This window comes from Gilliamella intestini (genome assembly GCF_900094935.1).
Taxonomy (GTDB): Bacteria; Pseudomonadota; Gammaproteobacteria; order Enterobacterales; family Orbaceae; genus Gilliamella; species Gilliamella intestini.
Genome location: NZ_FMBA01000002.1, coordinates 96771 through 111689 on the forward strand (window position 1 = coordinate 96771; position 14919 = coordinate 111689).

A 14919-nucleotide genomic window follows, 5' to 3' on the forward strand; every position below is an offset into this window, starting at 1 on the left:
TTATCTTGCTGCTAGTTGTTGTAATAATGCATAAGGTTTACCACTGTGCATCATTTCGATTGCACGCTGCACATTTTGCTTTAAATTTGACTCGCCAAATAAGCTCATTAACATCGCAACATTAGCGGCAATTGCTGATTGGTGTGCTGGTTTCCCGTGACCTTGTAAAATGGCAATTAACATATCACGATTCTGCTCAGGTGTACCCCCTTCAATATCTTTTAAAGTAAATGTTGGCAAGCCGAAATCCTCTGGTGTAAGCGTAAAATAACGGATTTCACCATCTTTAACTTCAGCAACATTAGTTTCGCCATGAATAGCAACCTCGTCCATACCTGCGCCATGCACCACATAAGCATGTTTATAATTAAGCATTTTTAATGTTTCAGCAATCGGTTGGATCAAATCTGGATGATACACGCCTAATAAAATACGTTTAGGACGAGATGGATTAATCAATGGCCCTAACACATTAAAAATAGTCCGAGTTTTTAATTGTTGGCGTATTGGTGCTGCATGGCGAAAACCTGAATGATATTGCTGGGCAAATAAAAAGCACACGCCAAGTTCATCTAATGCCTGACGAGATGTTTGTGCTGACATATTTAATTTAATGCCTAAGGCAGAAAGTACATCGGAAGAGCCAGATTTACTTGATACGCCACGATTACCATGTTTAGCCACTTTATAACCCAATGCTGCAGCCACAAAGGCACTAGCTGTTGATATATTAATGCTATTGGTGCCATCCCCCCCTGTACCAACAATATCAGTAAAATCATAATCTGGAGAATCAAAATGATCGGCATTCTCAAGCAATGCTAAAGCTGCCCCTGCTATTTCATCCGGTTTTTCACCACGAACTTTCATACTAATTATTGCGGTAGCCAATACAGTTGGTTCAATCTTACCTTGAATAATTAAATTAAATAGTATTTTACTTTCCTCTTGTGTAAGGGCTTGCCCTAAATATAATTTATTAACAATAGGTTGAATATTGTACTCTTGCTTATCAACAATAGCTTCCTGTTTTGGCTTCTCTTGTTTTTGTGGAGGATTTAGTGCCCAGTCAATCGTTTGTTCTAATAATTCTACACCTTGAATGGTTAATATCGATTCTGGATGAAATTGAAAACCGCAAACCCGATCTTCATCATTACGAACAGCCATTACAACATTATTGCAAAGCGCATTAATGGTTAGTGTTTTTGGAATATTTTCGCCTTTTAAAGAGTGATAACGAGCAACCGGTAGCGGATTTGGTAATCCTTTAAACATCGCTTGCTCATCATGCTCAATTAAAGATGCCTTACCATGCAAAATATCGCCAGCTGGCACAATCGCTCCACCATAGGATTCCACAATAGCTTGATAACCAAGGCAGATACCAATAATAGGCAATTTACCTTTTAAACGTTTTAACAGTTCTGGCATGCATCCAGCGTCACTTGGCGCTCCTGGACCTGGTGATAACATTAAAATAGGGTTTTGCATTTGTGACAATTTTTCAATAATTACATTTGCAGGGATAGTATTTCGATAAATCGTCACACAATGCTTACTATTACGTAATTGATCGACCAAGTTATAAGTAAAAGAATCAATATTATCAATAAATAAGATATTAGCCATTAGAATACACCTTCTACATTATGCGCTGCCATGATAGCTCGAATAACTGCACGTGCTTTATTACGTGATTCATCAGATTCTGATTGTGGCTTTGAATCTAGCACCACACCACTGCCAGCTTGTACTGTCGCTATGCCATCTTCGACATAGGCACTTCGAATCACAATACAGGTATCAAGATCGCCATTCGCGGTAAAATAGCCAACAGCACCACCATAGCTACCTCGTTTAACTTTTTCTGATTCAGCAATTAATTGCATCGCACGAACTTTGGGTGCTCCTGTTAATGTTCCCATATTCATAGTGGCTTGATAAGCATGAAGCGCATCTAAATCACTGCGTAGCTGACCAACCACACGCGAAACTAAATGCATCACAAAAGAGTAACGATCCACTTTTAACAAATCTTTGGTATAACGGGTACCAGGTTTACAAATACGCGCTAAATCATTGCGCGCTAAATCAACTAACATTAAGTGTTCAGCTAGTTCTTTTTTATCGGTGCGCATTTCAAGTTCTAACCTACTATCTAAATCAAAATCCACTTCACCATTTGTGGTTAATCCACGTGGACGAGTACCGGCAATAGGGTAGATTTCAACTTGATTAGTTGCTTTAGTATACTTAAGTGCACTTTCAGGTGATGCTCCAAATAACACAAAATCACTATCTTGCATATAAAACATGTAAGGGCTTGGGTTATTGGTTTTTAATACCCGATAAGCCGATAATGGCTCAGGACAAGGTAATTTAAAACGCCGTGAAGGTACTGCTTGAAAAATTTCCCCCTGCTCAATCGCATCTTGCATTTTTTTGATAACGGTATTGAAATCATCATCACTTTTATTACATGTCACACCGATATTAGCAAGGAACTGAGTATGAATGGCTTTCATTGGGCTATTTAATGTTGCTTGTAAATTAGCTAACCGTTGTGTTAAGCGCTCAGTTTCTTTTGAATCAGAAGTGAAAACCGTCGTTTTTAAAATGGATTTATGATCTTTATGATTTATTTCTAATATTGTTTCAGCTAAATAAAAACAGAAATCTTGACAACGCTGCTCAGTAGGTAAATTAGGTAAGTTTTCAAATCCAGCGACAAGGTCGTAACAAAATAGCCCACCAACAAAAATCGCATCTTGACCACATTGTTCAGGGATATTCACAATAGTCAATAATGTGCGTAATGCATCAAAGACTGATAGCGACTTTAATCTTGAATCTTCATCTTGCATACTATCAATAGTGGGAAATACCAATTTAAGTGTTTGTTCATCCACTTGTACATTATCTAACTTGTCTGTAAAAGCCTGTTGTAATAAAGGTAATAGCTTTTCACCATTTGTGGTCAATGCCTTAAAAGTCACTTCATTATTTATTGCCGAAATACGTAATGCACTATCGACAATCATGACACTTTTAATTCCTTGCTTATTATCAATTTCGGCTGATTCTAGTAACAACGTTGCCGGTTTACTATCGCACAATTGATAAAACACTTGAGTTGGATCTTGATAATAACCGATGGTTTGGGTTATTTGTGTTAATGTCGGCTTATTCATTGTTGGCTCTCTACATTTAAATTTTTATTTAGCTGATTCGTTTAACATCCAAAAACTAAAAAACCCGCATAAAGCGGGTTGTGTAAAAAAGACAATACATCATTACATCACCCGCAAAAGGTAACGCACCACCAACCAAAGCTGGTGAATTGACGAGTAATAAGATGTAAATATTGTGCTTTCATAATTTTTATCGATTAAAAATAAATTTTGTACTATTAAACTAGTTTACTAGCACACTGTCAAGAAATTATTTATTTTTAAAAACAAACTTCTCATTTATAACTAGTCAAAAAATTCAAGAACCTATAAAATAGCTAATTCATTTTTATTATAAAAAATTATAAGGATTTTGAACTATGCCAGTATTTTATATCGTCATTGGTGTTATTGTTTTGCTTGCGTTAATTACTGTCTTAAAGGCAATTACAATTGTTCCCCAAGGTTATCAATATACTATTGAACGTTTTGGTAAATATACCCATACACTTGAACCCGGTTTAAATATCATTATTCCGTTTATGGATGGTGTTGGTCGTAAAATTAATATGATGGAGCAAGTACTCGATATTCCATCACAAGAAGTCATTTCAAAAGATAATGCTAATGTGCAAATTGATGCTGTTTGCTTTATCCAAGTACAAGAAGCGGCAAGGGCTGCATATCAAGTAAATCAATTAGAGCGTGCTGTCATTAATTTAATGATGACTAATATCCGTACCGTACTTGGTAGCATGGAATTGGATGAAATGTTATCACAACGTGATCACATCAACTCTAAGTTATTAAGCATTGTTGATGATGCCACTAGCCCATGGGGAATTAAAATTACTCGTATTGAAATTCGAGATGTTCGCCCACCAACAGAATTAATTGCTGCAATGAATGCGCAAATGAAAGCTGAACGTAATAAACGTGCTGAAATTCTTGAAGCAGAAGGTATTCGCCAAGCTGCCATTTTACGCTCTGAAGGTGAAAAACAATCTGAAATATTAAAAGCAGAAGGTGAAAGACAATCTGCCTTTTTACAAGCCGAAGCGCGTGAACGTGCTGCCGAGGCAGAAGCAAGAGCAACTCAAATGGTATCCGATGCTATTGCTGCAGGTAATATTAATGCTATTAACTACTTTGTTGCCCAAAAATATACTGAAGCATTACAACAAATTGGTTCATCGGATAATAGTAAAGTGATTATGATGCCACTTGATGCATCAAGTTTAATGGGTAGTATTGGCGGTATTGCTGAGTTGATTAAAAACACGAAATAAAAAATCAATTTTTATACTTAAACATAGTGTTTCCTGAAACTTTTTAACAAAATCTATAAACGCTATGTTTAAGATTTTTACTGAATGTATTATAAAGGTAATCAATAATGACTGATTTTTTTATGGTTTTCTATAGTTCACCCCATTGGGTATTTATTGCTTTAGGCGGTATTTTGCTGATTATAGAATTACTTGGTACTGGCGGATACGGGCTTTGGAGTGGGATAGCTGCCATTATTGTTGGTTTAATTGCTTGGATTTTACCTCTTTCTTGGCCAATTTTATGGATTTTATTTGCAATTCTAACGCTTGTATCTGCTTATCTTTGGTGGCTTTGGCTCAAAAAGCAAGGTAAAGATAAATCAAGTAAAGGCGAAATCAATCAGCCACAACAGGATTTAATTGGTATTAAAACAGTTGTGACCGATGCTATTGTTAATGGTTCAGGACGAGTAAAAATTAAAGATGGGACATGGTCGGCTAGATGCGTTGAAGATCTTAATGTTGGACAGCGTGTTGAAGTTATTGCTGTGGATGGTTTAATTTTAGATGTGCTACCTATAAATCATTAATATTATTAATTCTATTTCGTTATAAAAAACAAGGCGCATTAACAATGCGTCTTAAGATTGATGACAAAGAACTCGCTCAGGCGGGTTTTTTATTAAAAATCACTTATTAATAAATTCGAATTATATAATAAAATAACGAATCAAGGCCATAAAACACATCCCTGCAACTACAATACACATTAAGCTTTTAGTGAGCACTGCGACAATAACAGTTGGAATAGATGCCAAGCAATATTCCACATGAAAATCAGGAAACTGCCCCGCTTTTGCCACAAATAAATTTTGCACAAATAGCGCTGTTAAAATACACAAAGGCACATACGACAAAAAACGAATTACCACATTTGGTAATTGCAACTTTCGAACCAGCATAAAAGGAATTACTCTTGGCAACCAAGTGACTAAACCACACCCCAAAATAATCAATAAACTATAAATTGTCACGCATCATGCTCCATTGCTATTCCCATAAAACAACCGCCAAAAGTGCTAATTAAAATTGCCATTTCGGGGGACACAAAGCGCATTAATAAAATCAGCATAAGTGCAACAGTTAACATCACTAATAGTCGATTTTTAAGGCTTTTACTCTTATCCCCAATCAGTTGTAAATAAAGTAAACCAATGAACATGGCAACCAAGGCATAATCTAAGCCAAACAAGTTAGGATCGGGCAACCATTCGCCGATTACCGCTCCTAAAAAGCAAGATACAATCCAAGCCAAATAAGCCGTTACATTAAGCCCATGCATCCAAGTGGCATTGACAGGCACTTTATTCGTTATAGCATTCATTACAACGGCAAAACTTTCGTCAGTTAATAAGCTACCAATAGCTATATTATTAAAAAATGAAAATCCACGAAAAGCAGGCGCTGTTGCCATGCTCATTAAAAAATGACGGGAATTAACTAAAAAAACCGTAAAAATAATGGCCGAAACAGGCGTAGCCACCATCATCAAACCTGCAATAATAAACTGAGCTGCACCAGCATAAACAATCACAGCCAATAATGTAATTTCAAGTACGGATAAATTTGCTGATTTTCCTACAACGCCTGCAGCAATGCCAATACCAATGTAGCCTAATAAAGTTGGAATACAAGCATAAACACCATCTTTAAAAGTCAAAGACATAATCATTCCTTAACGACAGTAATACATGATTTTATAAATTAATATTGTAAACTAATAATACAGCCTTATAACCTAAAAAATTAAGTAGTAAATTATTTTCTTAACTCACAATAAACCGCAATCTTTTTCCAAATTTTGCTATAATATCGGCTAAATTATAATAATGACAACAAAATAACTCAATAGCAACTAACGTGGCAAACATATCTATGTATACAGGAACTTTATTTATTATCTCGGCACCAAGTGGTGCAGGAAAATCAAGCCTTATTCGAGCTTATTTAAACCAAAATCCACAACAAGCAAAAGTATCAATTTCACATACAACTCGCCAACCACGACCAGGCGAATCACATGGTGAACATTATTATTTTGTGGATCATAAATACTTTGAATCCCTAATTGATCAAAACTCATTTGTAGAATATGCCAACGTATTTGACCACTATTACGGCACATCTAAAGCCGAAATAGAACAAAGCCTATTACAAGGAATTAATGTTTTTTTAGATATTGATTGGCAAGGTGCAAGACAAGTACGCGAAAAAATGCCACAAGCAAAAAGCATATTTATACTACCGCCTTCGCTCAAAGAGCTTGAAAACCGCCTAATTAAACGTGGGCAAGACAACAGTAACGTTATAGCCAAAAGAATGCAAAAAGCACAAGCCGAAATTTCGCACTATAACGAATATGACTATGTCATTATCAATGATGATTTCGATACCTCACTAAATGCCTTAAGCACAATTATTACTGCTGCTAGCTTAGAGCAGGCAAAACAGACCATCATTCATTCACAATTATTAAAAGATTTATTACATAATGATTTTAATTAAAACATCTATAATATCGCCGAAATTTTAATCGGCGATATTATAAAAAAACCTTTAATTTCCTAAAGCTTGATCAGCCTGATCGTTTTGAATCAACTCTAACTTATAGCCATCAGGATCTTCAATAAAAGCAATAATCGTTGAGCCGCCTTTTACAGGCCCAGCTTCGCGTATTACTTTGCCTCCTGCTTGCCTAACCGCATCACACATTTTGGCTACATCATCAACACCAATAGCAATATGACCAAACGCCGTTCCATGATCGTATTTATCGGTATCCCAATTATAAGTTAACTCAATTACTGAACTGGTTGTTTCATCGCCATAACCAACAAAGGCTAGTGAATATTTGTATTGCGTGTTTTCACTGGTTCTTAGCACTCGCATACCCATTACACGGGTATAAAAATCGATCGAACGTTGTAAATCACCAACTCGAATCATAGTATGTAAAATACGCATCAGTTTACTGCTCCTTTAATAGAATAAATAAAAATTTTGTTGAGTTTATACATTAGTGCTTAAGCAGGCAAATTTTCGTTATTGATTGGATATTTTATGATGATTAATAAATTAATGAAAAGCTAATAAACGGATACCTATATGACTATTTTGCTCACTATCAAAGTGAGCAAAATTAAGTGTTATCTTTTGATTTATTATTTTGATTGGTGGTTATCTTGATTGATTGCTATATCGTGGAGAAGCACTAATTTGCTTACCATTAGTAACTAAACGAACTGCCTGACCCGCAAAAAAATCTTTAGCTGAACCTTTTTGCACAATCACAATATTTGATCCTTTTTCTTGTTTAATTTCTAGTTCTACAGCACTTGCTTGGCTAGTTTTATCTTGAATTACATCACCCAAAATAGCACCACCAATAGCACCGGTTGCAGTCGCTAATACTCGACCAGAACCATTACCAACAGCATTACCTAAAACACCGCCTAAAACAGCACCACCTAAGCTACCTACGATATTTTCGTTTTTGCCATTTGTGTTATTAGCTTGAATTTTAACAGGTCGTACTGAAACAACTGTACCATAACTCACTTGCTGAACTTGTTTGGCTTGATCAGCGGTATAAACATCGCCAGAATAGATATCACTATTGCTACATCCAGATAAAATTGCAGCTAAAATAGCTAGTGTGACGATTTTTTTCATAATTAATTCCTCATATAATATCGGTATCTTATTATTATACCTTGTTTAGAATAATCTTATTAAGAAAAAACGACAATAGCATTTTCATTATTTTATCAATAGCCAATACAATTTATGCTTAAGTTAGGTTATACTCAGCGCAATAGTTTATTGAGCGTACAATGAATATATGAAACGGTTATTTTTTCAATTAATATTATCGGTTATGATAACGGCTTGTCACGATGCAAATCAAGCACCTCAAAAAATCGAGAGCATTGAATTTAAACAACCATCAAATGATTGTTTAAATAATGAATCAGCAAATGATTCGCATCTTAACAAAATTCCTGCTTCAGGATGTCCCGTAAAATAATTTAATAGGCACAAGTAACACAATGAAAACGATAGAAATCGACGAAGAATTATACCAATTTATTGCTGGTCAAACCAAACACATTGGCGAAGATGCATCAAGTATATTACGACGTTTATTAAATATAAACCAATCAACCTTGGCAAAACAAAATACCATCGTCAAAAAAGAAAATCACTATCCTATTTTTAATGATTTATTAACTAGCGACACCTTTATAAGCGAAAAATCCATTATCAGCCGTTTTATATTATTGCTTAGTGCACTATATAACTATAACCCAGCACTTTTTGCCATTGCTGCAACATCATTGCATGGTAGTAAAAGGCAATACCTAGCCAAAGATAAACTCGCTCTTGAAGCATCAGGTAAAAACACCAAACCCCGCGAAATCATTGGCACACCTTATTGGGTAATTAGCAATACCAACACTGCTAGAAAGCAGTATATTATAGAATCAATAATGAGTGACATGGGCATATCTGAAACCATGATAAACCAAGTTACTAACGCTTTCTTGCCTTAACAGGATAAACAAATAAAGCTAAAACATGACAACACGAACCTGATCACATTTTAGCTATTATAAAATGACTATTTTATGAAAGAGGATAAAAAAATGGCCAAGCAAAACCGCGCAGGAATGTTAGCTCAACCATCAGATCTCATTAACGTTGAAACATTACGCAATAGCTACTACCAAATTCAACCTGATACGGATAACGCTAGCCAACTAGTCATATTTGGCACATCGGGCCATCGAGGCAGTTCAAACAAAGGCACATTCAACGAAGCACACATATTAGCCGTTGCACAAGCTATTGCTGAATATCGCAAAACCAACAATATCACAGGGCCATGCTTTATTGGTCAAGACACTCATGCCCTATCAGAACTTGCATTAAAATCAGTACTTGAAGTTTTTGTTGCCAACGAGCAAACCGTTGTTATCGCAAAAGATTGGGGCTATACACCAACGCCTGTAATATCGCATGCTATTTTAACCTACAACCAAGGTAAACAAGCGCAACTAGCCGATGGTATTGTCATTACTCCATCGCATAATCCACCAGAGGATGGAGGAATAAAATATAATCCAACTAATGGCGGTCCTGCAGATACCGACATCACCAAACAAATTGAAAACCGTGCCAACGAACTACTAAAAAATAAACTCAATGGTGTAAAACGTGTCACCTTAGACAAGGCTATAAATTCAAATTACGTTCATACCAAAGAGTACGAAACTGACTACATTAACGACCTTGAAAACATCTTAGATCTAGCACTAATTAAATCATCATCGCTAAAAATTGGTGTTGACCCACTTGGTGGTGCAGGTATTACTTATTGGCCTAGAATTGCCGAAAAATATGGTATTAATCTTAACATTGTTAACAACAAAGTCGACCCAACATTCAGCTTTATGCACCTAGATCATGATGAAACCATTCGAATGGACTGCTCAAGCCGCTGGGCAATGGCGGGATTGTTAACATTAAAAGATCAATTTGATTTAGCTTTTGGTAACGATACCGACTTTGACCGCCACGGCATTGTAACGCCAAAGGGGCTAATGAACCCAAATGCTTACCTATCAACTTGTGTCAATTACCTATTCCAAAACCGCCCACAATGGCACAAAGATATCGCTATTGGAAAAACACTAGTTACAAGCTCGATGATCGACCGCGTAGCAAATAGCCTAAACAAACAATACCTAGAATACCCTGTTGGTTTTAAATGGTATGCTGATGGGCTATACAACGGTAAACTCGGCTTTGCCGGCGAAGAAAGCGCAGGCGCATCGTTTTTAAGAACCAACGGCAAAGTTTGGACAACCGACAAAGACGGCATAATCCTATGCCTACTTGCTGCCGAAATGACTGCAAAAGTGGGCAAAAACCCACAAGAGCAATATCAAGAACTTGAAGCAAAATTTGGCGTTTCTTATTATGGACGAATTCAAGCACCGGCCTCGTTTAATGAAAAACAAAAACTAGCCAAACTTGATGCTAGCCAACTAACCACCGACAACTTAGCAGGTGAAAAAATCACCCAATGCCTAACCACTGCACCAGCTAACAACGCTGCAATTGGTGGGCTTAAAGTGATAACCCAAAACGGCTGGTTTGCCGCTCGCCCATCAGGAACAGAAGATGCTTACAAAATCTATGCAGAAAGCTTTATAAGCAACGAACATTTAAATACACTACAGCAAGAAGCCCAACAAATTGTGGCTAAAGCAATTAAATAGTAATAAAACTGAAATACAAAAAACAGCAACTATTTAGCTGCTGTTTTTTATTAAAGTTTTATATCGAAAAACAAAGGCTATTATGGTACTCTTCCTCCAATGTAGTATCCTATTTACAATTATCTTATTTTAAGTTTATACGCCGTGCATGCATTCATTTTGACTTTACGTAAAGTCTTTTATAGCAGTAATCTTCTTTTTAGTCTTCGTATGCTAATTAGCTTAGCTGGATCAACGTTAGTTCCTTGGTATTTTGGGCAAACATCGTTTGTTATTCCGCTTACACTTGGTGTTGTTGCTGCTGGTTTGACTGAGATCGACACCCGCATATTAAGTCGCTGTATTAATTTAGTCCTTACACTGACCTGTTTTGCTATTGCGACTTTTTCGGTCGAGCTGTTATTTGATTATCCAGCTTTGTTTATTGTTGGCTTGGTTTCTTCAACATTTATGTTTATTATGCTTGGTTCGCTTGGGCAACGTTATAGTGTGATTGCCTTCGGATCACTTTTGATTGCTGCCTATACCATGCTTGGGCATAATTTATTTACTGATAATTATACGCTACCTTGTTTTTTATTACTTGGGGCATTTTGGTATAATATTGTTTCGTTAATTGAATCGATCATTCAACCCATTCGTACAACCCAACAATCACTGTCACTATGTTTTATTCATTTGGCACAATATCTTGATGCTAAAGCGGCTATGTTCGATCCTGATGAGTCTGATGGATTTAAAAAACAAATATTGCAATTAAATAATGCTAATAATCAACTCATTAGCTCATTTAATAACGCTAAGCGTTCATTGTTTAATCGGTTAAAAAGCTACCGTGGACAGGTTTATATTAGAAAGTTACTCAGCTATTATTTTGTGGCGCAAGACATTCATGAGCGCGCCAGTTCAGCACATGGGCATTATCAAGCACTAAGTGTGCATTTTAAACATAGTGATATTTTATTTCGATTTGCGCGTATTTTAAATTTGCAAGCGAAGGCATGCGCCCAGTTGGCAATGACGATTAAGTTAAATCAAACTTACCAGCATGATCCGTTATTTTCGCGCTATTTTGGGTATCTTGAAGAAGCAATTAATCAGTATCACGCTAGTGACAATGCCAATATGCTAATGGTTAAGGCTCTAAAAAGTTTGTATCAAAATTTGTTGTCAATCGATCTGTTACTTGCCAATATTGATACCGAACAACATCTATCAAAAGAGCAAGAAGATAATCAGTTGATTGATGAAGAGTTAACTCGTTTCCATGATATTTTTATTAAAATTAAAAGTAACTTGACCGTTAAGTCAGCACTATTTCGCCATGCAATTCGTATGTGTGCCGTGTTTTTTGTCGGGTATATGGTGATTTATGTTTCTGATTTGTCGCATGGGTATTGGATTATTTTAACTAGCTTATTTGTATGCCAACCAAACTATTCCACCACAAAACACCGATTAAAATTACGCGTAATTGGGACAATTTTAGGGATTATTGTGGGAATTCCGTTAACATTTTTATTTCCAAGTATACCTGAGCAGTTGGTATTAATTATTATTACTGGTTGGCTATTTTTTCTATTTAAGAATTCGCAATACGCTTATGCAACTGCGTTTATTACGTTGCTGGTATTTTTTAGTTTTAGTTTGATTGGTGAAAGCAGTATTGCCGTAGCGGCTTCACGCATTATTGCAACGTTAATTGGTTGTTTTATTGCTGGGTTTGCTGTGAGCTTTATTTGGCCTGATTGGCAGTTTAGGAATTTGCCTAAACTTGTCGATCGTGTTTGCCATGATGATAGTCATTATTTGGCATTAATTGGTCGTCAATATCTGACTGGTAAAACTAATGATGTAATGTACCGTTTGGCAAGACGTGCTGCACATGATAGTAATGCCGATTTATCGTCATTAATTAGTTTGATGACTAAAGAGCCTCATATGAACCCTGTTGTTATTGATAAAGGATTTCGTTTGTTAACACTTAATCATACATTGATTAGTTATCTTTCAACTTTAGGTGCGCATCGCGATAAGTGTATTTCAAAACAAACACTTGAGTTATTTGATGATTTGTCAGTTTATATTATTAATCTTCTATGCTATAAGAAAATAGACAGCGAATATCAACCCGTTAAAAAGTCAGTTATCGATTATATTGAAACCATTTCAACCAATTCAGTAGATGACGATAAAGCCAATAATGATCTGTTAGTTATGCAACAATTGGCTTTGATTTTGGATATTTTGCCAGAAATTATTGAGATTGCCGCTCGGCTAGAATAATAAGTATTTTAACAAACTGCCTGAAATCGAACTATAAAGCAATAAATTGGAGAAAAGTGAATGAAAATTATTACTAAACCAGCTTATATTGATAATAAATTAGTTGAATTAATGGAGAAATATACCAACTATTATATAGCCACAGCTTGGGCATCAATGAATTCAAACGCTGCATCTAAATTATTAGACAATGAAAAACACATAACTAAAATGGTAGTTGGAACCCATTTTTATCAAACTCACCCAGATTTCATTAAAACCTTTGCGAGCCATAGAAATGTAAAATTCATATTGAAAACTGATAAAATTTTCCACCCTAAAGTGTATTTATTTTCAGATGAAAATGGCAATTGGGAATGTCTAATTGGTAGTGCTAATTTTACACAGGCAGCATTAACAAAAAATGATGAAATAATGATTCATATCACAAGTAATGATCAAGGCTCTGAAAAGATATTTACTGACATATTGGAAACCATTGATAGTTATTGGGAATATGCAGAAGAAATGACTGAAATAGAAATAACTAAATACACGAACATATGGAAGAAAAATAAAACTAAACTAGATAGTCTAAGGAATGTTTACGGTGGATATACAAGCAAAAAAAGTATGATAAAGTCAAATATTCTTTCACTACAATGGGATGAATATTATAAAAAAATACGTGGCACAATAAATGAAAAAGATTATTCATTTTCTGAGCGGATTGAAGTTCTGCAAAAGATTAATAATTACTTCACAGAAAAACAAATCTTCTCTAGTTTTACTAAATTACAACGAAAGCAAGTGGCTGGCTTAATAGATGATGGTTCAGAAATTAAGTGGAAATGGTTTGGTAGCATGGTTGGTGCTGGAGTATTTCATAGCAAAATAAATAATAATGATCCTAACATATCAAATGCCCTTAATTGTATACCATTGACAGGTCCTGTAAATGAAGCTAACTACAATCAATTTATAAAAACATTCAAGCTGGCATTTCCTACTGGTAAATGTGGGATTGGCATTGCAAGTAGGTTATTAGCAATGAAACGCCCTGATTACTTTGTGTGTTTAGATGGGCAAAATCGCTCAGCATTATGCAAAGATTTTGGTATACCTCAAAAGATCGACTTTGAAACATATTGGGAACAAATTATAGCACGAATTATTGATTCAGTATGGTGGTCATCTAGCTGTCCTGAGGATTCAAGAAAAGAAGAAGAAAAACAAGCTTGGAATGGTCGCGTTGCCATGATTGATGCTATCTTCTATCAACACAAGGAGTAACTTATTTTTTACTGAAATTAAAAAGGAAAGAGTGTAATAAATATACATAAACAACAAAATTAACGCTTTATCACTGACAAGGGATATGGCGTCTATATCATAAAGAAATAAGACCCCATTCTAGATTTTCTGTATTTGTAAGTTAAAAGTGATAGTTGATTTCTATTTAATATTGCAACAGGCAAACCTTATCCTGCATTCACTGTTGCCATTGTTGTTACCTTCTTTTATTTTTAATTTATCATAACAATGACCTTATAAAACTGGTACTAATTAGTGTAGCCGATCCAACATTTAACCTCATTAGCGACGGCTATTTTTCTTGTAATATCAACCCTTATCGCCTGTTTGTAATTAGGGCGTGTTGATCTTTCGTGATTATTTTTTAGACGGCATGATGTGAGTTATAATAATTCAGCCAAAAACAACCATAACTCGATTCATCATGCCAAGAACAATGCTAACAGATAAACGGTGGGAAAAGCTACTACAAATAATGAAAAATACCGGCCGAGTTTATAATAAATCCGAGCATCGGATGACGTTTGAAGGGATCCTTTTCCGAATGAGAAC

14 protein-coding genes and 1 pseudogene are annotated in these 14919 nt (G+C 35.5%); 9 read left to right on the plus strand and 6 right to left on the minus strand.

Annotation, left to right across the window (positions count from 1 at the left end):
- Both trpD and GA0061080_RS00975 read right to left on the minus strand, forming a co-directional pair.
- Entirely contained in the window at positions 1-1632 is a 1632-nt protein-coding gene (gene trpD, locus GA0061080_RS12735) for a bifunctional anthranilate synthase glutamate amidotransferase component TrpG/anthranilate phosphoribosyltransferase TrpD (protein ID WP_091119513.1), read from the minus strand.
- Entirely contained in the window at positions 1632-3194 is a 1563-nt protein-coding gene (locus GA0061080_RS00975) for an anthranilate synthase component 1 (RefSeq protein WP_091119518.1), read from the minus strand. The genes trpD and GA0061080_RS00975 overlap by 1 nt, the downstream gene beginning before the upstream one ends.
- A 359-nt stretch (positions 3195-3553) precedes the next feature.
- Between GA0061080_RS00975 and GA0061080_RS00980 the strand changes: the two genes are divergently transcribed.
- Together GA0061080_RS00980 and GA0061080_RS00985 are read left to right on the plus strand one after the other, a co-directional pair.
- Positions 3554-4462, plus strand: coding sequence for an SPFH domain-containing protein (locus tag GA0061080_RS00980; protein WP_091119521.1), 909 nt, complete (start codon positions 3554-3556; stop codon positions 4460-4462).
- A 107-nt stretch (positions 4463-4569) separates the two neighbouring features.
- A complete protein-coding gene (locus GA0061080_RS00985; protein WP_091119524.1) occupies positions 4570-5034 on the plus strand; it encodes an NfeD family protein in 465 nt (154 codons plus the stop codon).
- Positions 5035-5154: 120 nt separating this feature from the next.
- On the opposite strand, the gene GA0061080_RS00990 is transcribed toward GA0061080_RS00985, so the two are convergent.
- Together GA0061080_RS00990 and GA0061080_RS00995 are read right to left on the minus strand one after the other, a co-directional pair.
- Entirely contained in the window at positions 5155-5478 is a 324-nt protein-coding gene (locus GA0061080_RS00990; RefSeq protein WP_091119527.1) for an AzlD domain-containing protein, read from the minus strand.
- Positions 5475-6170: an AzlC family ABC transporter permease gene (locus GA0061080_RS00995; protein WP_209435680.1), complete on the minus strand. Its 696-nt coding sequence runs from the start codon at positions 6168-6170 to the stop codon at positions 5475-5477. Before GA0061080_RS00995 ends, GA0061080_RS00990 begins: the two co-directional genes overlap by 4 nt.
- A 209-nt stretch (positions 6171-6379) precedes the next feature.
- Here GA0061080_RS00995 and gmk point away from each other — a divergent pair, with 209 nt between their 5' ends.
- Complete coding sequence (gmk, locus tag GA0061080_RS01000; protein ID WP_091119535.1) at positions 6380-7009, plus strand: guanylate kinase; 630 nt, start codon at positions 6380-6382, stop codon at positions 7007-7009.
- A gap of 51 nt (positions 7010-7060) precedes the next feature.
- On the opposite strand, the gene gloA is transcribed toward gmk, so the two are convergent.
- Entirely contained in the window at positions 7061-7468 is a 408-nt protein-coding gene (gene gloA / locus GA0061080_RS01005) for a lactoylglutathione lyase (RefSeq protein ID WP_091119539.1), read from the minus strand.
- Positions 7469-7681: 213 nt separating this feature from the next.
- Positions 7682-8179, minus strand: a complete 498-nt coding sequence (locus tag GA0061080_RS01010; protein ID WP_091119542.1) for an outer membrane lipoprotein — start codon at positions 8177-8179, stop codon at positions 7682-7684.
- A gap of 166 nt (positions 8180-8345) precedes the next feature.
- Here GA0061080_RS01010 and GA0061080_RS01015 point away from each other — a divergent pair, with 166 nt between their 5' ends.
- From GA0061080_RS01015 to GA0061080_RS12350, 6 genes and pseudogenes are all read left to right on the plus strand, one after another.
- On the plus strand, positions 8346-8531 hold the full coding sequence (locus tag GA0061080_RS01015) for a hypothetical protein (RefSeq protein ID WP_091119546.1): 186 nt from the start codon (positions 8346-8348) through the stop codon (positions 8529-8531).
- Positions 8532-8553: 22 nt separating this feature from the next.
- Entirely contained in the window at positions 8554-9057 is a 504-nt protein-coding gene (locus GA0061080_RS01020) for a hypothetical protein (RefSeq protein WP_065635649.1), read from the plus strand.
- Positions 9058-9150: 93 nt separating this feature from the next.
- Positions 9151-10788: a phosphoglucomutase (alpha-D-glucose-1,6-bisphosphate-dependent) gene (gene pgm / locus GA0061080_RS01025; protein ID WP_091119551.1), complete on the plus strand. Its 1638-nt coding sequence runs from the start codon at positions 9151-9153 to the stop codon at positions 10786-10788.
- A 159-nt stretch (positions 10789-10947) separates the two neighbouring features.
- The gene (yccS, locus tag GA0061080_RS01030; RefSeq protein ID WP_209435681.1) at positions 10948-13074 is read left to right on the plus strand and encodes a YccS family putative transporter; all 2127 of its coding nucleotides are present in this window, start codon (positions 10948-10950) and stop codon (positions 13072-13074) included.
- Between the two features lie 60 nt (positions 13075-13134).
- On the plus strand, positions 13135-14346 hold the full coding sequence (locus GA0061080_RS01035) for a phospholipase D family protein (protein WP_091119559.1): 1212 nt from the start codon (positions 13135-13137) through the stop codon (positions 14344-14346).
- 445 nt (positions 14347-14791) lie between these two features.
- A pseudogene (locus GA0061080_RS12350) lies at positions 14792-14919 on the plus strand (IS5/IS1182 family transposase); the annotation flags it as partial.